The 20,542-nt window shown below is 28.5% G+C and carries 23 protein-coding genes; 1 reads left to right on the top strand and 22 read right to left on the bottom strand.

The window, feature by feature from the left end; translation table 11 throughout:
• Positions 1-176: 176 nt before the first annotated feature.
• The 22 genes from Q6H37_RS10710 to Q6H37_RS10605 form a co-directional block, all read right to left on the bottom strand.
• Positions 177-899 (bottom strand): 4Fe-4S binding protein, encoded by a 723-nt coding sequence (locus Q6H37_RS10710; RefSeq protein ID WP_318741750.1) that lies wholly within the window; start codon positions 897-899, stop codon positions 177-179.
• Positions 880-1,470: a PadR family transcriptional regulator gene (locus Q6H37_RS10705; protein WP_318741748.1), complete on the bottom strand. Its 591-nt coding sequence runs from the start codon at positions 1,468-1,470 to the stop codon at positions 880-882. Before Q6H37_RS10705 ends, Q6H37_RS10710 begins: the two co-directional genes overlap by 20 nt.
• 226 nt (positions 1,471-1,696) lie before the next feature.
• Positions 1,697-2,557, bottom strand: a complete 861-nt coding sequence (locus Q6H37_RS10700) for a hypothetical protein (RefSeq protein ID WP_318741746.1) — start codon at positions 2,555-2,557, stop codon at positions 1,697-1,699.
• A 4-nt stretch (positions 2,558-2,561) separates the two neighbouring features.
• Positions 2,562-3,119, bottom strand: a complete 558-nt coding sequence (locus Q6H37_RS10695) for a sigma-70 family RNA polymerase sigma factor (protein ID WP_318741744.1) — start codon at positions 3,117-3,119, stop codon at positions 2,562-2,564.
• Positions 3,120-3,364: 245 nt separating this feature from the next.
• Positions 3,365-4,879: a cell wall-binding repeat-containing protein gene (locus tag Q6H37_RS10690; RefSeq protein ID WP_318741742.1), complete on the bottom strand. Its 1,515-nt coding sequence runs from the start codon at positions 4,877-4,879 to the stop codon at positions 3,365-3,367.
• 314 nt (positions 4,880-5,193) lie between these two features.
• Complete coding sequence (locus Q6H37_RS10685) at positions 5,194-5,430, bottom strand: Imm6 family immunity protein (protein ID WP_318741740.1); 237 nt, start codon at positions 5,428-5,430, stop codon at positions 5,194-5,196.
• Positions 5,427-5,702, bottom strand: coding sequence for an Imm6 family immunity protein (locus Q6H37_RS10680; protein WP_318741738.1), 276 nt, complete (start codon positions 5,700-5,702; stop codon positions 5,427-5,429). Before Q6H37_RS10680 ends, Q6H37_RS10685 begins: the two co-directional genes overlap by 4 nt.
• Before the next feature lie 391 nt (positions 5,703-6,093).
• The gene (locus Q6H37_RS10675) at positions 6,094-6,546 is read right to left on the bottom strand and encodes a barstar family protein (protein ID WP_318741736.1); all 453 of its coding nucleotides are present in this window, start codon (positions 6,544-6,546) and stop codon (positions 6,094-6,096) included.
• A gap of 336 nt (positions 6,547-6,882) precedes the next feature.
• Complete coding sequence (locus Q6H37_RS10670) at positions 6,883-7,689, bottom strand: ExeA family protein (protein ID WP_318735097.1); 807 nt, start codon at positions 7,687-7,689, stop codon at positions 6,883-6,885.
• A 15-nt stretch (positions 7,690-7,704) separates the two neighbouring features.
• Positions 7,705-8,964 (bottom strand): DDE-type integrase/transposase/recombinase, encoded by a 1,260-nt coding sequence (locus tag Q6H37_RS10665; protein WP_318734736.1) that lies wholly within the window; start codon positions 8,962-8,964, stop codon positions 7,705-7,707.
• A gap of 206 nt (positions 8,965-9,170) precedes the next feature.
• Positions 9,171-9,725 (bottom strand): DUF6431 domain-containing protein, encoded by a 555-nt coding sequence (locus tag Q6H37_RS10660; RefSeq protein ID WP_318742904.1) that lies wholly within the window; start codon positions 9,723-9,725, stop codon positions 9,171-9,173.
• Positions 9,726-10,110: 385 nt separating this feature from the next.
• Positions 10,111-10,491 carry a hypothetical protein gene (locus Q6H37_RS10655; RefSeq protein ID WP_318741734.1) on the bottom strand — a complete coding sequence of 127 codons (381 nt, stop codon included), beginning with the start codon at positions 10,489-10,491 and terminating at the stop codon, positions 10,111-10,113.
• A 105-nt stretch (positions 10,492-10,596) separates the two neighbouring features.
• Positions 10,597-10,968: a hypothetical protein gene (locus Q6H37_RS10650; RefSeq protein ID WP_318741732.1), complete on the bottom strand. Its 372-nt coding sequence runs from the start codon at positions 10,966-10,968 to the stop codon at positions 10,597-10,599.
• 373 nt (positions 10,969-11,341) lie between these two features.
• Entirely contained in the window at positions 11,342-11,869 is a 528-nt protein-coding gene (locus Q6H37_RS10645) for an Imm6 family immunity protein (protein ID WP_318741730.1), read from the bottom strand.
• A 493-nt stretch (positions 11,870-12,362) separates the two neighbouring features.
• Positions 12,363-12,866: a hypothetical protein gene (locus Q6H37_RS10640; protein ID WP_318741728.1), complete on the bottom strand. Its 504-nt coding sequence runs from the start codon at positions 12,864-12,866 to the stop codon at positions 12,363-12,365.
• Between the two features lie 199 nt (positions 12,867-13,065).
• The gene (locus Q6H37_RS10635) at positions 13,066-13,314 is read right to left on the bottom strand and encodes a hypothetical protein (RefSeq protein WP_318741726.1); all 249 of its coding nucleotides are present in this window, start codon (positions 13,312-13,314) and stop codon (positions 13,066-13,068) included.
• Between the two features lie 198 nt (positions 13,315-13,512).
• The gene (locus Q6H37_RS10630; RefSeq protein WP_318741724.1) at positions 13,513-13,860 is read right to left on the bottom strand and encodes a hypothetical protein; all 348 of its coding nucleotides are present in this window, start codon (positions 13,858-13,860) and stop codon (positions 13,513-13,515) included.
• Positions 13,861-14,434: 574 nt separating this feature from the next.
• The gene (locus tag Q6H37_RS10625; RefSeq protein WP_318741721.1) at positions 14,435-14,953 is read right to left on the bottom strand and encodes a metallophosphoesterase; all 519 of its coding nucleotides are present in this window, start codon (positions 14,951-14,953) and stop codon (positions 14,435-14,437) included.
• 842 nt (positions 14,954-15,795) lie between these two features.
• Positions 15,796-16,206 (bottom strand): hypothetical protein, encoded by a 411-nt coding sequence (locus Q6H37_RS10620; protein ID WP_318741719.1) that lies wholly within the window; start codon positions 16,204-16,206, stop codon positions 15,796-15,798.
• Between the two features lie 50 nt (positions 16,207-16,256).
• Positions 16,257-16,949: a hypothetical protein gene (locus tag Q6H37_RS10615; RefSeq protein WP_318741717.1), complete on the bottom strand. Its 693-nt coding sequence runs from the start codon at positions 16,947-16,949 to the stop codon at positions 16,257-16,259.
• 262 nt (positions 16,950-17,211) lie between these two features.
• Positions 17,212-18,051, bottom strand: a complete 840-nt coding sequence (locus Q6H37_RS10610; protein WP_318741716.1) for a methyl-accepting chemotaxis protein — start codon at positions 18,049-18,051, stop codon at positions 17,212-17,214.
• A gap of 259 nt (positions 18,052-18,310) precedes the next feature.
• Positions 18,311-18,484 carry a hypothetical protein gene (locus Q6H37_RS10605; RefSeq protein WP_318741713.1) on the bottom strand — a complete coding sequence of 58 codons (174 nt, stop codon included), beginning with the start codon at positions 18,482-18,484 and terminating at the stop codon, positions 18,311-18,313.
• 1,110 nt (positions 18,485-19,594) lie between these two features.
• Between Q6H37_RS10605 and Q6H37_RS10600 the strand changes: the two genes are divergently transcribed.
• Positions 19,595-20,419, top strand: a complete 825-nt coding sequence (locus Q6H37_RS10600; RefSeq protein WP_318741711.1) for a WG repeat-containing protein — start codon at positions 19,595-19,597, stop codon at positions 20,417-20,419.
• Positions 20,420-20,542 lie beyond the last annotated feature (123 nt).

Raw genomic sequence — 20,542 nt, 5'->3', positions numbered from 1 at the left:
CATCATTTATTGGATATAACTTAATAATTATAAAGGTGTTTTTAAGGAAAGAAGGCATTGCTGCCTTTAGGGTTGATATACAATATTAGAACATTTCGAAGTATCACTGAGTAATTATCGTTTAAAATCTTCTTTTAGTATTAAATACATGCCGCTTTAATCTTTTTTAAGCCCAATTAATATGTTTTTTTATTTAAGCCACTTATACCACAGCTTATGGCTTTTTTAGGGCAAATATCTACACATTTCAGACATGAGATACATTCAGGAGAATCAGCACAACCATTTTTCACCATCTCATGAACATCTAATCCCATTGGGCATTGTTTGTTGCACTGTCCACAGGAAATACAGGCTTCACTATGAACTTTAAGTCTAAACCTTGGTATGTGCAGAAAGTCTGCAGTTTTTTCACCAATTACCATGAATGGAGCCATCCAGCATAAACTGTGGCACATGCCTCTTTTGCCTGTGACAATGGTAAATACATAAATAATTGTCATTACAATAAAATAGATAATTACAAAAATTATTTCTATACCAGTCATATAAAAGAACTTCACTTTAAGAGGTCTGTGAATCATCCAAAGAAAAATAATAAATGAAAGCCATATTACCCATATAATATATTTTGAAACATTTTTCCACTTGCTATTCCAGGGTCTGCCATTAGAAATTGAAATATAATCCTGTATAGCACCTCCTGGACACAGCCATCCGCAAAAAAGACGACTGCCCACCAAAGAAAACAGGAACAGAATCCCGAATATTACAGCACTTCCGTTTACAACTCCATTCAATGCTGACAATATGATTATAAATGGGGATATGAAAAGAAATGATAAAGGAAACAGTAATGCAGAGTAAACAAGTATACCATTACGAATTTTTTGTCTCATTTTTATCAATATTCCTTTCTAAGATTATTTTTTCGGCCTCTTGGGCCCAATCTCTCATGGCAGTATAAAAATACTTGCCACAAAGGGCCGTTAATTCACTGTAGGCATGGTCTTCGCCCTGACTTTTAAGTTTTTGAAACATTTCCAGAAAACCATTTATATCTTTAATTAATTTATCATTTCTTTTAATAAATTCATCCAAATGTCCAAGTATGATTTCAGGCTCAGTATTTGAACCAAATGAAACCTTAAGAAGAATTTCGTATCTGAGCTTCTCTATATTAGGGGCTTCAGACAGCCACTTTTTAAGTTCAGCTCTGCCTGACTCTGTGATGCTGTAAATCTTCTGTCCCCTTCGATTGCTGCGATCTGATGCCTCAGTGCTTTCTGCAATTTCTGCAAGACCTTCTTCAACAAGACACTTAAGGGTTGGATAGATTTGTCCAAAACTTTCCTGCCAGAAATGACTGTACTCATATTCAATAGATTTTTTAATTGTATATCCTGTTTGTGGGCAGTTTGCCAAAAGCCCAAGAAGTATGTACCTTGTTTTACCAGTATTTTCTTTCATAACAACCTCACGTATCATAATGATATATCTTTATGATACGTTATTTTAAAATAGAAGTCAATACTTTTTAACATGTCATATAGAAGTGTACGCTTATTTAGCAACTACTTGTTCTTAAGCATTAAAACTCTATTAAGCTACTGACTATTTTTAAATTAATCTTTTAGAATATCATATTTTTCATATCCATTTATACTATTCTAACAAATTCCTTTTTTTCATTAGGTTATTTTGAAGTTATTATGCTATCAGCCATTTTTGACATTTGCTCAAAACTTAATCCATAATCTGAATCAGTAAGTTGATAATTCACATCATTTTCTGTCCATTTTAATGCATGTGTGATTTTAACTTCCTCATTTCCATTATCCCCAAAAATACTACCACCGTGAAGTTGTAGAGTTGCTTTACCATTCTTCATATCTTCATGAAGTTTATCCTTCTGCTGTTGTGTCATTTTATTGTAAGTATTTATTGGAATTCTACAATTTTTATACTCCATCCAATATGCAGTAGTATTTCCAATAGTTATGCTCTTAGCATTTTTTAAAATTGATGAATCAGGCTTTGACCCAACTTTCCAAATGCTTAATGCAACTACTTTGGGACTAAAGATATGTTTTGAATATATTGCACTAGCTTGTTTCTTTTGATATTGCTTTTCTGCTGGTTGTGCTCCATCAATATAACCAGCTATACTACCTTCAACTAACTTATATCCTTCTGGGAGAAGTTCTGGTATTTTTGCTTCAAACCCTAAATCTGTTTTTAATTCCTCTTTTGGTGGTACTTTATCATAATTTTTTATTGTTGTATAACCAGCAACATTTTTATCTATATTTTGAAGTTTTGATGCTCTGATGTTAAATGAAACTGCAAAAACTAATCCTGTGCATATAAGTATAGTGCATGCTGCTGCTGCCCATTTTAGATTACTTTTTCTTTTTTGCAATTTTTTATTAATTTTATTTTTAATTCTTCTTGACGTTAAATCATCTAATTCTAAACTTTCATCAAATTCATCATTTGTTTCAGCATAATTTAATAACTGAAATATAACATCTTCATTATTATTTCCATTCCTCATATAATTACCTCCCCATAAGCTTTTCCCATTTATTTTTTATAAGTTTTCTACCTCTAGATAACCTATTATCAATTACGGTTCTAGGCAACTTCAAATATTCAGCAATATTATTGATATTTTCATTCAAAATATATCGTTTAAAAAATATTCGCCTATCAATTTCACTCATATTTTTTATAATACCTACAATTGTATTAACATCATCAGTTTGAATGATTTTTTCCTCAACATTGTCATTGGAGATTGCCGTATCCTCTTTAAGTTCAACTAGTTCTTGTGCTTTTCTTAACTTTCTTATATAGTCAATGGCTTTATATTTTGATATAGCAACAAGCCATTTTTTAAAAGTTGTAATATTATCATTGTATTGTACAGCATTTTTCCAAAGTGATATAAAAATATCGCTTACACATTCCTCAATATCCTGCTTAGATGCTGTATCTTTTAATAAATCAAATACTACCTTATATACCAACCCAACATATTTTGAGTATGTATACTCCAATGCCTTGCTATTTTTTCGTTTTAGTTCGCTTATATAGTTACTTTCATCTATCTTCATCATATACCTCCTGAAGAGCTCTTCATAAACCTAATACGATTGTTAATATATATTTCTATCATACACAAATAAAAAAAAGGTATCACTACCTTTTTAGTTAATGAATAATATCCTACAACTGAATATTAATTATAAATTTATTTAATGCTTGGGCTATATTTTAATATATTGTTGAAATATAACCTAAAAAATATTCTTCAAGTTGGAAACATAGAAAATAATTTTTGCTTCTCTTAATATTTCAATTATTTGTTTGCTTGTAATTTAGTACTTTGTGCTTTAATATTATGGTTATCTCTATATTGGAAATCATTCCAATCATAATTCGCACAATCATCTGCTAGCCATCTTCCATTTTCATAAACTAGTGTATAATTTATATTTTCAGGATACTCTTTATTAACGTCATCCTCACAATAACAAAGTAAGGTAACATTCATTTTATTTTCATCTATAGTTTTATTTTCTATTTTAGATTCTAAAATTAAAGGCCTTAAACCAGGATTACAACCAAGAATATAAAAAGTGTTATCTAAATTTATAAATAATCTTGAATTTATAAAGTAATTTGATTTTCTTTCTGAAAAATACGTATTATAATGCTTAAATAGCTTATCATAAGTATTTACATCATCCTTTAACTTATAATAAGTGTAATCTTTATTATCACCATGTATGGTTTCATTTAAAGATGAAAATGAGTGTATATTCCAACATGTTTTATCTGCATTGTATATTAACTTTTTTATTTCCTCATCACTTATAGTTGGAATAGCACCCTTGCTTACAATACTACTTACTGATGTATCTGAAACTACTCCAGTTCCACCTAATACAGTCACATTACTTACATTATTATTGCTAATAAAACTATTTACCCCACTTTGGTTAGTGTCTCCTACTAATATTATTGGATTCCCATTCTGTCCTGCCAATGCTGAACCTGAAAGAGCATCTGCAAATCCTTTGTCACTAGCTAAATAGATGCTGCTTAAATCCATATTGTTAGAATACTTATTTTTTAATTGTTTAATTATATCTAATGAATTATCACCTTGGATATAAGAACTTATGTCAGAATTATGAGTACTTAAAGCACTCTCTGATGATATTTTATCGCTAAATTCTTTACTACCTATAATATTAAAAGATATATTCTTATTATTTATACAATAATTGCTAACACTACTAGGCACTTTTCCATCTGATGATATTAATAATATAGGTGCTTGTATTTTAGAAGCTATAGGAGCTGCAGTTAAAGCACTTTTCCAATCCTCCCCACTCACAACAAAGGCATTTTCAACGTTTCCTAATTCTTTAGCTACATTGACAGATGTTTCATATCTATCTTGCCCCCATATTCTTCTTACACTCAATCCCATACTTTCTACTAGATTCTTAACATTATCACTTACAACTCCTGTACCACCAATAATAATTACATTTTTAACGCCTAATTCCTTAAGCTTTTGTTTAGTAGATTCAGTTAGCCTATTACTGTCAGTTAAAAGAATAGGTGCATTATATTTTTTTGCTAAAGGTGCTGAAGTGATGGCATCTGCAAACATTTGACTATTTACTAAAACTGCACATTCTGATTTTTTCCATCCTTGAGAAACTATTGCATTGCTTGTTCCATACCTATCCTGACCTGATAACCTATTGATACTAATATTATCCTTAGCAAATACGCTAGTTGAACTTATTAAGCTTGTCCCTAAAATACATGACATAACTAATAATTTAATCTTTTTCATTTTATTGTCCCCCTTATTGTACTTAATTCCTATCCCATTATACCCAAATTATCATAATAACTCCATAGCGTATAACATATTTATCCTATATTCATTTTCTTTTTTATCACTATCATAAAAACATGATTATTTTATTTACGTTTTGTCTTTTTTTTATTTCATCTGCTATGGCAATTAATCTAACTATACTTCCTAAAGCTTCAATAGCGGCTATTCCAGGGGTAAATAATATTTTTTCAAATTAACCATCTTCTAAAAAAAGCAAAGAATTTTTCCATAAATTATTTATATTTGAGTTCTCATGGTTAAGTAATTCAGTGAAAGAGCATATGGGAAAAGCAGAATTTATCATTCACATTATCAGGATACTTTTCTCTAAAATTATTTAAGATAAATTTTATATTTTCTTCTGTAATAAGTTTGTCTATTTCAATCAAATCTTTAATTAATTCAACTAAATACTCATCATCAACTACCTCTAAATATTGTGGATAATGGTAATCATCTTCTTTATTATATGCTTGCCATGCTACATATGAAACTGAAGTCATAATTGAATTGTACCATATTTATTTCCTAATTTATCATCCTCAATATTACAGGTTATATCAGCTAAACATATACTATCATTAGCAATCAAATTACATATTTCATATTTATTAACATTACTGCATTCCAACCATTGCCAACACATATCAATAGCATCTCTACAAAACTTATACTCAGTATTGTGTTGTTCTATACTATCTAATGTAATTTCTGACATAATTAGTGCTACAGCAACTTTTCCGTTTTCACAAATACCATCTAAGTTGATTATCATTTTACCTTCACTCCTACTTTTGGGTCCAATTTCAAACTTCTCCATCAGTATGGCCAGCATTCTCAACAATTAACACTATTTTATCATTATAAAAAGTAATAAACCAGCTTACTTAAACTGCAGCTGGTTCATTATTTTTATATTTTTTTGCATCCAATCACTCTTTAGTTTTGCAATCACTTATATTCCTCTGTATGTTACTTTTATACATTTTTCTTTTTCACACCTTACAACATGTAATTAACCATAATCTTCATATATTAGATTTCCTTCGCATCATGGGCGTTTTGAGATTATTTTTCCTGCAGTTAAAAACTCTTCTGAAGCCCTATTTATATTCTGTGAAATCTCCCTTTCCTTCACCTACTACCTTCCCTCCAGAACTTTTGATTTAATCTTTATATATTACTTTACATTCATTAGAAACACATTCTACTAATATTTCTTTCAACTTTTCAGTCTCATTAGGCATAATATCATTTAAATGACTCCATCCATTGAATATAAGCATTTTAGGCAAAAGAGTTTCTTTCAAAAATTCTCTTAACGCATACCAATTCATTACATAATATTGTGAAAACCCTAATTTTTCTTTTAAGACTTCGTGTAACTCGATTAAGGAATTTATATTTCTACAATTTATCTCTACCTTGTCTTTCTGACCATATTTTTGTTTTAATATTTTTATTATATTATCATCAGTTTCCACATCATCAATAAGTTTCTCAACATAGCTATCATTAATTTTGTTAAACTCATCATAATTATTAGATAATAAGTACTTTTGTAGTTTATTTTTAAGGCTAGCAACTTCTCTATTATCACTATAATTAGTGGAAATCATTTCATAATATATAGTATTAGAAAATAATCTATTTAATTCATCATTATTACCATATACCCATTCTTCAAATTCTCTATTTGATAAATAATCTTTTGTATATAAGCCTATAATTGTTACGCGTCAAATTATTTAAGCTATTCAAAGTCAAATTATTTCAACCTAAATTAAGTAATAATATGGTAAAAATGCAGATTAAATAATCTTACGATAGAAAAAAATATGTAAAAAGTCAAATTAAATCAACCTTTCTTCACAATATCCACAATGTATAAAATATGAAAATTAGACAATTAATATAGGTATAAAAAAACACTGCCAAGTAAGCAGTGTTTAAAATTAAATTGTAAGGTCAATTTCGCTTTGAGCTTTATAAACTATTTCAGCATTAATAGAGGAAAGTTTTTGATTAGCACCAGAAATAAGACACATTCTCGTTAGAGAATTTAAAGGTCTTATAGAGCCATTTGTGGTTGAATACATAAGTTCAAATGCATCATCAGTAAAAATAGGTTCTATGCAGCCTGCGGCTTTAAGCATTGAAATTATGTAGGGTTTACATTCTTCTGGCGTTAGCCCTCGTAAGCAATAATTCATTAAAATTCGCTGGCGCAGCGCTTCATGAATTTGTCTGCTGAGTTGAAGTAAAAAGTTAGGTTGACCTGAAAGAATTAGCATAGCATAATTCTTTGAATCCATATTAAAGTTAAATATAATTCTTAAATCATCAAGGATGGAATTGCTTAAAAACTGACATTCATCTAATATAATGACTGGGGTTATATTTTTACTATGACTATAAGTGTATATAGCTTCCTGTATTTGTTTAAACATAGTAACTTTTTTACAGGCAGGAATTATTCTAAGACCATCACAAAGAGCTCTGTAAAAATCCATGACCGTTAAGGTCGAAATAGGAATATATATACATTTATATAAATTGGGGTTGAGTGAATTTACAAAATAACGGAGTAGGAAAGACTTACCTACTCCGGGTTCACCAGTAAGTACACCAATGCCCAAAACAGATTTTAAAAATTCTAATCTGCTTAATGCGTGATTAAAGTCTTGGAATTTAAAGCTGTGTGTTAAATCAATATTTTTATCAAATGGGTCAAAGGTTAACCCATAAAAAGTTTTATACATAATATCAACCTCCGGTTAGTTAGCTTTAAAGGCAGAAAAATCAACAGAATCATTATTAGATCTTCTAACCTTTGAGTTATCAATTTTTTTTAGTGGGAAAATAGTATCTGTAAGCTTAGCATCTTCAGAGAAGATGTATGCTTTATCAAGTGAAGTAGGATCATAACGAATATTTATTTTTTCTCTTACATACTTTAATGGAACTTCAAATAATTTAGTTCCTATGGATACTGTGGAGTCATTTTTAACAGTACGTTGAACTTTATATAAAAATAAATGATCAAGTTCACTTTTAGAGGAAACAAACCTTAAATTTTCAATATTATTCATATATTTATCAAAGGGTGTAGAATTTATTGATGAATGAAAGGTTTTGTTATAGTGATTAACATAAGTCAATAGAGATTCATTCAAAATGTCTATTGACTTAAAATCACCCCAGTTTATTGAATTCATCCATTGTTTTTGCATTGTTTGAAACCACCTTTCAATTTTACCTTTCGATTGAGGAGAATATGGCCTAGCAAAGCTTAAAATAGACCCAAGTGAAGCACATATAAGTTGAAACTGTTCACTTTTATATATCTTTCCGTTATCAACAAAAACTTTTTTAGGAATACCTTTAGATGCTACCGCATCTTTAAAAACAGCCATAAGAGACAATAAATCATCTTTAAAAAATACTTTACATCCAACAATAAGCCTACTAGCATCATCAAGGAAAGCTATAATATAAGTTTTATATTTTCTGCCTTGAATAGTGAGATAAGGTCCAACAGATACATCAGACTGCCAACATTCATTCGCATATTCAAATTCAAAGGCTCTTCTATCTTGAGGCGCCAGCTTTTGAGGTGCTATATTAGCCTGTTTTATGAATCTAGTTATTGTAGAAAGAGATATATTGTTTTCATTTTCAAATCCTTTGGCAATAACTTCATGATATATATGTTTAGCAGTTTTTTTGGGGGAATTAATTTTGCAGTTTATAATGAACTGCTTTGTTTCTTGCGAAATTTTTCTTGAACAACCTTTGTCATCTCTTGTTTTAGGATATAAACCGTCTATACCATGTTTCCTATATAAGGTTAACCAACCTTTAATTGTAGCCGGAGAATACTCTTTTCTTCCGCCGTTAGGCATAGTATAAGATTTAGCAGCAATTTCTGATAAATATTCTTTAACAGAAGATTGAGTAAAAGTATTAGTGATTATAGGTGCAATTAGAGAGTATCTAAACAGAGCTATTTTTTGGCTTAATTCATGAGATATCATAATTAAATGCCTCCTTCAACTTTGAGTTTATTTTCATTTTTAATTATGTACCTCAATAATCAGCCTTAACCGTTAAAAGTTGTGTGGAAAAATATAAGAACTTCAAAATAAAATTTAAAAGTTGAGACAAGTTTTAAGTAAATAAGCATTAAAAAAATAAGAAGTGTTTAATTTGATAAAGGGCAAAAAAACTAAAGCTTCTGTAATTAAGGTTTACAGAAAAAATATTTAGGCATATCTAAGAAAAATCTTAAATTAAAATCATATCTTAAACGTGAAAAATCAGTAATCATTGTAAGTAAATTGGATGGAAAAACATTTTTGGTATCAGGGCAAAATATTTTAAGTTGTGCAAAAAATAGGCGAATAGCCGTTAAAGAAGTTATTAGTCTGCTTTTCCAAAATGATAAATGAGTTTTGTTTATGGATAACATACAATTTATAGAGTTAACAAACTTAATAATTTTGCTAAATGAGTAATTAAATTTAAACATAATAATAAGGCAAGTTAATATAACATGATAGGTGTATTGTCTATAAGGTATTATGAAACTTGGAATAAGAGAGTACGTCTTATGGCATGATTTGCACCTATATCTAATGATAACTACTCTATAAGCTTTGTTAAATGTAATCAAATTTCTATAGTAGAATCCATGTCTATATAGTTTTCCTTCATATCCGCATGCTTCGCATCCATATTTTATGGGAAACCTATTATACTTATTAAGCTTATTATATTTTCTTATGCCGTAAGGCATCTTTATTATTTCTATCACTTTTTTTCAGTCCTATAAAATTTTTTTATATTTTTAAATTATAGTCAGATTAAATAATCTTATTCTTTTTGTGTCAGATTATTTAATCTGACGTAAAAAGAAAGGCTATTATTATTTACTTTTTTTGAACCTGTTATTAAGCAAATAAATTGCTTAATAACATATAATTTCTATTACTTTCATAGTCCTCCTTTATGTCATTGTATCTGAATAAATTACTCGATATCCAGGATTTTTGCTTCTTCCTTTAGTGTAATCCATTCCCACATCAACATTATATCCATGTTTTTCTATTATTGCTTTTATATCATTATTTGTTAATTGCTCAATTGTTGACTAAGAATCTCCTTCAATTTTCTCAAACCTATCAAATATTCTTTTCTCTCCTTCTGTTAAAATATTTTTTTCTGTATTCATCATAATAGATAGTATCAATAGGTTGATTACGTATTAATATACTAATAGATTTAATATTACCATTTTTGAAAAACTCTTTAGCCACTCCATTTACTGTATTATGGTCTGTCTCACTTTCTTCCATTAGTTCCCCAGTATCCTCATAATACACCCTTCCTATTCCAGTCATAAAACCATCTTGTACTTCAAATTTCCAATTCAATACTCCTTTAAAATAATCAACTACTATTCCAGAGTAAGGTTTTTCTAGACTGCTGTCCGTATAATATATATTCTCTCCAGTATTAATGTCTGTTTTTGTAAACAGATCATTTAAAATCACTTTATTCATATTAACCTCCCATTTCAATTATTAATTATGAAGGAACATATTGATTCCATCTGTTAAATAACGACAGTTTTCATATCATTATAGTGAGAAACTTATCTCGTTAATTTATTCATATGAAATATATACTTTTCCATCATTATCAATGGCTTTTTTAAACATAATTATAATTTTCATAAGAACCTCTTTATCTTCATTATCCTCAAAACTTTCAATATCAATTTCTTTTAATTGTTCATATGATTCCATAAGATTTTCAACTAGCCATGGACTTTCTTCAAACCACCCAATATCCAAATGATAATAATATGCTAAACCTGTCCAACCATTTTCCTTAGGTTCAACCTTTTCTATAAATCTAATGAAATAACCATCCCATATTCCAAATTCCTCTTTTTCCCCATTTATTTTTACTAATGTAAAAATCATTTCTGGTTCACCTTCAAAACCATCATAATACTTTTCATCAATTTCACTCATACTTATCCTCCTACTTTGCTACCCAATGACCTGATTGTAACAACTTCATTGGTTCTTGTATTGCTGTTCCTACCATATTTGCTATTTTTGAATCTTTCCAGACTTTTGTATAAATTCACTTATATTTTATATAAAATTTATTCTAGTTTTAAAGAAAAAATACTTCTGAAATAATCCAAAAGTATCTTGTAATATACTATTATCACTTTTTACAATCAATGTACTAATTAGTTATATTCCTTTAAATGTTACTTAATACTAGGATTTTTATAGCACCAATTTTCATCAAAAGGTAACTTACTCAATGGCTCCATGTCCTCTAAAGTATATACTCAATCATTTTCAACTCAAAAGTAATCTTTGAAATTTAATTTTAAATATTCATGTATAAATTTAAAATATCATTTTTCTCAATATCTTCCCCTAATTCATTAATATCATTAACTTTATACTTTAACAAAAACATATTTTTTATTTCTTCTATTAAGTTATTTGTTATTCCTGCACATTTACTTGCATTTTCAATTAAATATTCCAGTACATTCTCATCAACTTGCTCAATTGATTCTGGCAAGTATGGATCCTTGTTTATTTTATATGTTTGCCAAATTGTATACATAGTTGCTGTAATAATTGTCAACCATATAGGTTCCAATACTTTATCATTCATAACCTCACTACTAAAAACCATAAGTCCAGTTCCCTCTTCATTTTCAAGGTATGAACATAACTCATCACCATCAATTATTTTACCTCTACATATATCCCAACACTTATCAAGAGTTTCTCTTGCATTATAATAACCAATACTATCATTAGATAAATTTTTAATTGCTTTCTCTGCTATTGCTAAACTAAAGGCAATTCTTCCTTTTACACTTACATTGATTTTACTTTCCACTTGCTCACCTCATGCTTATTTATATTTACCATTAATCAAAGTAAAGTTCTACCTTCCAAATGGTCTGATATCTTTACTACCTTCAGAAGTCACCTTAATGACCAAGTTAGGATACTTCCCACTTAATTGTTTAAATATACCCGATTTAACATTTAGATTAACAATCCCTTGTAAACATGTTGGACACACTCCTTTAGGATTAGATTGATGGATATACAACTGACCTTTTACAATCATTTGGTATTTTAAATGCCTAATACAATTTTATTAATATAAAAAATAATGAACCAACCTACTTAATTCAGCTAGTTCATTCCGTCTATCCACTACATTATTAATATTATGCTGTGTGTAATTCTATTTTCCATTGAGATTTTTGTATATCATTCTAACATAGCCAGTTTCTAAATTATTCGCCACTATATGAAGGTGATCATTCATATAGTATGATCAAAAAGATAAAATTTCTGATTATATTACAATTTATACCATTCTAGTATTCTTGAATATTCTCAAAAGGGTAAATTGGTGATGTTTTTGGGGAACAGAAGATTTCTCCTTTACTACTAATAGAAATCGCATACCATCCTTTCTCAAGCTGTAATTCAAATACTTTTTCCATCTCCAAATCAGGATATGATACGCACTGGATTAACTCACTTGCAGTAACTGCTAATAATTTACCTGTTGGCATACGCAACCATTTCAAAGATCCAAGAAGCTCATCTACCATCTTAAACTCACCCTGTTGATCACCATTTGGTAGCAAGCATACTATCATTTTACCACAATTACAAAAATTCTTTATTGCTTTTGACTCTCTCTCTCTTACAATATCCCAATTTTCTTTTGAAAAATCAAAAATCAGCTCTGATTTTCCATAATGATCTAATAAGGTATCCATAGAATAAAGCAATTCACTATTCATTTCATCTAAATAACTTTGATCCATTAGCACCAATCCATCAAATCCACCACATTCCACTGTAAACTTCATTTCATCTATCTCCTCTTAATCTTTTTTTCACCTTGCCAAATCTCACATATTGTTTTTCCATCTGACCCAATAACTCATACATTTGCATTGCGTGCATCTGGAACAACACCGGTCCCAGTTGACCTTGCAGGAAGGACTTCAACATTAAAAGTGCCTCCATTTACTTATTGAGGAGGTATTCTTTTCACATTAGGATTACTTAGCACCTCAACAAAACCATTTTCTTCAACCAAGCGACTCCTGATAACATTTGAGAGTGTTCTTCTGTTGCTATTGGTTCGTTTATATCAATTAATTTAAAACCATTTTTGACAAACGCTTTTATATAATCTGACAAAGTCCTATGTCTATATAAAATTGGAGCATTCATTCCTTTGATTTCTCCAATCCATTCTTTTGGATTATGATAATCAGAAACAAGCACCTCTATATTTTCATTATTTAACATCCATTTAGTTTCCTTGCCATTGAAGCATGGATTCAATATAAAAATGAATACCTTTCCACTTTGCTTTATAGGACGAAGCCCCATACCACTACACTATGGGATTTTTATCAAATTCTACTTTCTTAAAAAACACGACTTCAGTCCAATTTTTATACATAACATGGAATAAACTATAATATAATAATTTTTAAGGATATATTAACAAATTTCTTTTATCATTTTATCCATTAATTTTATGTCAAACGCATCTGTTGTATTTCCAACTAAATAATATAGTTTTAACCAATACCCATCATCTTTTACATATGTTTCTAAAGCATTTCTAATATTCTCTTCTGTTAACTTTCTAACAACAATATCTGGTGGCATAGAAGGAACATAGTCTATTTTTTCTTTGTCCATATACTTGTAATAATTTTTAGGTGTAGTTACAGTCATTGTATAAACCATGCCGTCATCTAATTCTACAAAAATATCAATATTATCATTCTCAATATCAGGGATTTTTTCTAATGAAGTTGGATAGCTTATCTTTTTTATTTTCATATTCTTCCCTCCAAACCAATCATAAAGCTTATACAATATATAAATAACTTTCTGCTCATTTGCTAGTATTTCTATTCCATTCTTTCTCTCTTCTTACCCACTCCTTCTCAGATAATTTTAAATCTCCCCAAAAACTATCCGAATTAATAGCATTACCGTTTTGTTCCGTTAACACAAGTGTTGTTCTAGAGCTTCCAAAGACTAAAAATGGACAACACTGATTCGCATCTCTATTAAATTTCAAACAATTAATACTTATATTATATTGTATCCCAAGTTAAACCTTAGGAATAAAAATTCCAATAGACACCATCTTAGCATCCACTGGAATTTTGCTATTAGCGTATATTTTTTTATATTATTACCAAACTTACTAGAGAATTTGAATTATGCAGTAAGCTTCTACTCTAGTTTGTATACCTTTTATATTTGCAAGCATGTCTTCTGCAACTTTTAGAAGTTTTTAATATTCATCTATGCTCGTTTCTCTTATTTTTTCATACTATCCTTACTAAATCCAAAATTATATACAATAAACTCCTCATTCTCAAAGTCTTTTCGATTTTTGATGATTCTACTTAGGTAGTTCATCTACACATTTTTTTAAATGCTCAAATTTAACTGGAGCATAATTCCACCGTTCTACACTAACACATGCTGATTGTTTCGTGACAGTTGGATACATCTCAGTTCCATGAACATGTCCATATATATAGAAAAACGGAGTTGCAGAATTAATGTACTGTGGAGGCTGATGTTGCATTACTATAAACTCGTTATAGATAATTGGATATTTATATACTTCATCGAAGCCACATTCCATCCACTCATCTAATGTTAGATAATTATCATGATTACCCATAATCAGTATCTTTTTTCCATTCAGCTTCTTAATAATATCCTTCATTTTCAATAATGGATACAAGCCCACATCTCCAAGATGAAATACCGTATCATCTTCATTTACTACGCTATTCCATGAAGCAATTATTTGCTCATCCATATCCTCAATGCTTGAAAATTGTCTTTTTTCATATATTATAATATTTGTATCGCCAAAATGTGTATCTGCTGTTATAAAAACTTCTGACATATTGTACCCCCCACTACAAAAACAACTTAACATATTTTATTAAATGTGTATCCTTAAGTTTTCAAGGTCTATAATTTTCAATTTTTTTTGCTTCAATATATTTATTTATCATTTCAGCATTTCCATCTTTTTTACTAGCCAATTGAATATTAGAATCATTTTCTTTATTATATTCTATTCTTTTTTCTCTATAATAGTCAACTAAATTAGGGTCTGACCAATCATCATCTGCAAATGTCTTTACACTTCCAGTTTTAGAAGTTCTATAACCATATACTGCATTTGAATCCTCAAGCGCATTCTCAAAAACTTTAGCATTGTTAGTATTGGCAACTTATGTTATCGTATATCAGACTTTCTTAATGTAGGACAGTTAGAAATAAAGAATCTGAATATTGATAGATTTTTTTATTAACTATTTGATACAGATTATATTGGGATAATACCAGAAAAATAAGAGCTATAAAGGTTAAAATGTTATAAATTTATTAGAAGAAAGGTACGGAAATATTTTATGAATAATAAGAGAGGATAATCCTCTAACAGCACCAAGTAGGGAACTTAATAAAAAACTCAACAATTCAGTGTGGCTCGATGGTGATTGGTGCTGGATGATGAATCCTTTTACTGTAAATGATGAAAATAAAAATATGAGCACAATAAAAATTGATACAACAAATATTTTTATATTGTTGAACAATGCATGGTTGAATGTGATTATATGGTAACCAAAATTTTTAGTGAAAAATTTGCTTACTTTTAAAGGTAAGCCCAATTTTATGAATGATATTATTTTCTAAGATAAACTTCACTACATCTTTTATGTATTGGCTTGTCTACCATCAGTACTTATATTCTAAATTTATATTATCAAGAATTTGATTATTAATTTCTTCTATAAAAACTTTTCTAGGAAAAGAGTAACAATTATGCGGCCACCCTACTCCTCCACATATAAGTTCATTTTGATGATAACTAATTTTTCCACCTCTCTCAAATAGCTTAATAATTGGCTCGTATAAATCACTATACTCAATAGCAACCTCATTTTTCATATCAATTAAATATGACCATTCTAAATAATATTGACACAATGACGCCATCGTCCACCCGTATTTTACTAAATCTTTATCATCAATGAGTGCATGAATATCTTCTGGGATTGATGCATTTATAATTTGTGCTGCGCTAAATACAGCTAAGTTTCTGGTTCTTTTATTTTTTGTGGTAAAAATAAAAAATGGCCGCTGCATTATCGATTTTTCAAATCGTTATGAACAACCAATCTTTTATCCAAAAAAATCTATTTATTTTGATCTTCTTCTAGAGTCTCTTCACTTATAGAAACACTCTCTAAATTACACTTTCTATTATCTAAGGTATTGTGGCTTATGTATTTTGTAACCATGTCTTCTGGAGTATTCATTATAAAGTCTTTCAAATAAATTCTACCATTAGGAGTATTTGCTACAGCATAATGCTCTCCCTGGCTCATGTAATAAACCCATGAATTACTGCTATTTATCACTCTATCTAAGTCTTCACTATCAATTAAAGTTCTTTCTTTTTTTCTACCATATTTATCTCTAAGTATGATATAAACACTTTCTGAATCAACAGTTTCATAATCATTAACTACATTGTTTTGATTGTATATTTCTATATTACATTTTCTATTATCTAAAGTATCTCCATTAAGATGTCTAATAGGAGTTTTAGTGTGTGTCCCTAATATAAATGAATGTAACGTTTGCTTTTCTTTTACAATTTTACCCTTTACAGATTGGTGATTTAAAGTTAGAGCTAAGTAATTATTAAATTCTTTATTCCATTCTGCAAACCATGTTCCCTTTTCTAAAACCGCTTTTAAATCCTCAGCATCTATTTTTGTATCAATAAATGTACCATCTTTTTTTCTTAACTTTACATATGCAATGTTTTCTTTTATTTCATATTCATTGGCTTTTATTTCATATTTGCTTTTTATGGTAAGCACCTCTTTCTTTTATTAGCTTGCTGTCAAATCTATACTTTATTTTTGCCATCACCTTTTATTATATCATATATGCCAAAGATTAATATATATTTTATTAAAATGGAATCAAATCATAAAATAAAAATCTACAAATCCTTATTTTATAAGAACTGTAGACTTTCTATTTTCACTCAATAGTTAAAGGTTATTTTAAAGTTATGTAGAAAACATTTATATTTAATTCTTCTTATATAAAATATTGTTTTGATAGAAGAACTAAACTTTAGTTATGAATATCCTCAGATAGTTTTAAAAGTTTAGTAGATAATTCATTTAATTTTTGACTTCCAACAGCTATCTGCTGAGCTTGTGCAGCCTGCGTTTCACTTGTAATAGAAAACCCATTCAAAACACTTATAATACTATTTATATCTTCCTTAATTTTAGATAAGGTTTCATTAATTTGTGCCGTTGAATCTTTGCTATTTGCAGCAAGTTTTCTTATTTCTCCAGCTACTACTGAAAAACCTTTCCCTTGCTCTCCAGCCCTTGCTGCTTCAATTGCTGCATTAAGTCCTAACAAGTTTGTAGTATCTGCAATACCTTTTATGTACTTAATTATATCATCCATACTTGTAATACCTGTTTGAGTCTCATTTATTAAATGATTAACATTTTGACTATTACTAGATAACTCTTCCGTAGAACTTGCTAATTCTTGAGAAGATGCTGCTAGTTCTTCTGAAAATTTCAGTAATTCATTTGCCATTTCAATTGTTAAATCTTCTTTTTCTAAAGAAATAGCATATGTTACAGTTCCTACTAAATTACCAGTATCAGGATTAATAACAGGTACTCCATAAGCTACTATTGGAAAACCAAATGTTTCTTTCGGATAACGAAGTGAATGGACTTGTTTAGTTTTTATTGCCTTATCTGAAACTCCTCCTTGTGGTATTGTCATTCCTTCATAAACACTTAATTGAAAAGTTTTTGCCTGCCTAAATAAAATATACTCTTCTTTATTAGTAAGTGTCATGGCCACATCAGAAGAGAATAATTGTGGTAATACTATAAATACTGTCTTTAATGAATTAAAAAATTCTTCATCTCCTATATTCATGTTAAATTTTCTCCTTATACTTTCTATTTTAATACAATTTTACTGTTAATAAAAATAATATACTTAAATATATAATTTCATTGTATATATTACATATATCGGCTATTTCTTCTATAAATTGATTATAAAATGCTTTATTATTAGCAAGGTTGAATTTTAAAAAAATATATTGTAGAAACAAAATTAATAATAAAAGACATGTCTACTTTACATTAGATTAGTAACATGTCTTTTTACTATGTTTAAAATAAAATTTTAATTATTTTTCATATTCCTTATTTTCTTTATCTTTTAATCGGTTATATCTATTTTTGTTGTCATCCCACAATAAAAAGTAATTCATTAGAACAAAAATAATGCCAGCTATTAAATATGGAGCTGGTGTCATCGGTATTTGACTTTCCAATTTATACACCATGCCAATTCCATACATTGCAACCTCTATTATACCTATGATAATAATCTTATAAACAGCATCATAAATACTATACTTTAATCTTCCTTTTTCTTGTACTTTTCTCCAATAATTGATGAATTTTTCATCATCTTGATAAAATATCCTTGAAACCTTACTTGGTTTTACTATGTTCTCCCTAATCAGGTATTCAAATATTAGGGTTGCAAATATAGCTACAAAAAAAATAATAAATCCTATATTTCCTATTACTTCTATATCAATCCCTCTCCTTTATAGTTTTATGAATTAATATAATAACTATTGCTTATATTATAGCCAAAATTTTTAAAGGTTGCACTAAATTTCTCTTTTATACACTTCATAGAATTAAGTTAATAGTAAAGAAAAAAGTGCTTCATCCTCATAAGATTAGCACTTTTTCCTTAAATTAATTTGCTACCAATTTCTTAAATGTACCTGTTACCTTTCAAAAACTAGAAACCTTGTACTTTACTAATATGGTTATCCCTATATTGGAAATCATTCCAATCATAATTAGCACAATCATCTGCTGTCCATCTTCCATTTTCGTAAACTAATGTGTAATTTATATTTTCTATATCTTATTATTATATGTCTAGTAACTCTCTCTAGGATACCATCCCTCGAAGCTTATCTTTTAAGTCTGCTTTTACTGATACATCTTTTTCAATAAGTTTAAGTCATGTTATCTTTTAAATATAATTCTATAATTTTCTCAAATATCCTGTAGAAAATGGTAATAAAATAAAAACTATTACAATTCAAACTGAAAACTAATAGTTTTTATTAGCTTGCTGTCAAATCTATAGTTTATTTTTGTCAGTACTTTTTATTATATCATATATGTCATAAATTAAAATGAATTAAATAAAAACAAGATTTAATTAATTCATCTTATGTACAAGAATATATTTAAAATCATGGTAAAAAATGATACTGTTATATAGAGAGTTCCAATTTGAGGATTTAAATAAAATATAACTGGTATTGAACCTGTCATTTCAAAATCAAATGCTTAAATTTAAGAAAATAAATCATCCCATTTATTTGTATTTAATTCTGTAACAAGTTTTGTGCGATATCACAGAGAAAGGAATGATAATTATGATGATTTTCAAAAATCAGAAAAAAATACTTATATACATACCGATAATTATTATGATAATAATTTTAAGCTTTTTAGTGCTTACTTGCGTACAAAGATTTAAATACGATAAGGTTACTCCACTTTTTAAAACATTTTCATTAGTAGAATTAAACAATAAATTTGGTGTTATAAACCTATTAGGGAAAGTACTAGTAGAACCTAAATATGATGAAATAAACTTTATGTATAATGACAACATGTTTAAAGTAAAATTAGATAATAAATATGGTTTTATAGATAAAAGTGGTAAGCCTGTTACAAAAGTTCAATATGAAAAAGCTTCTTTATTTTTTAACCAAGATGCATTAAGTGTTAGGAGAGATGGAAAATGGGGATTTATAGATAAAACTGGAAATGAAATAATTAAACCCGATTTTGAAGAAACTCTTTCTTTTTCTGAGGGAGTTGCAGCAGTTGAAAAAAATAAAAAATGGAGTTTTATAGATAAAACTGGGAAAAAAATAATTAAACCTGATTTTGAAGAAGCATCTTTTTTTTCTGAGGGAGTTGCAGCAATTAAAAAAAGTGGAAAATGGGGATTCATAGATAAAACTGGAAAAGTAATTATAGATAATAAATTTGACTTTGCACTTGAGTTTAGTGAAGGATTAGCACCTGTCAAGAAAAATGGGAAATGGGGCTTTGTGGACAAGAGTGGAAGTATGGTTATAGAACCGAAATATAATTTAGTAATGCCATTTTCTAAAGGACAATCTAAAGTAAAAATTAATGGACAAAAGTTTGTTATAGATAAGTCAGGAAAAATACTAAATAAGAAGTAACCATGTAGCCTTCAATTATTGGATTCTGTATTAAAATATGGTAGATCCATAAATAGACGTTTGTGTAGATGCGGAAACTAGATAACCGCATGCTAATTTAAACATGCGGTTTATAACACAGGA

Origin of the sequence: Clostridium sp. JS66 (assembly GCF_033561535.1) — a bacterium.
GTDB lineage: Bacteria > Bacillota > Clostridia > Clostridiales > Clostridiaceae > Clostridium_AM > Clostridium_AM carboxidivorans.
The sequence above is the reverse complement of the archived record's forward strand: the minus strand, read 5'-3'. Positions and strand labels throughout refer to the sequence as shown.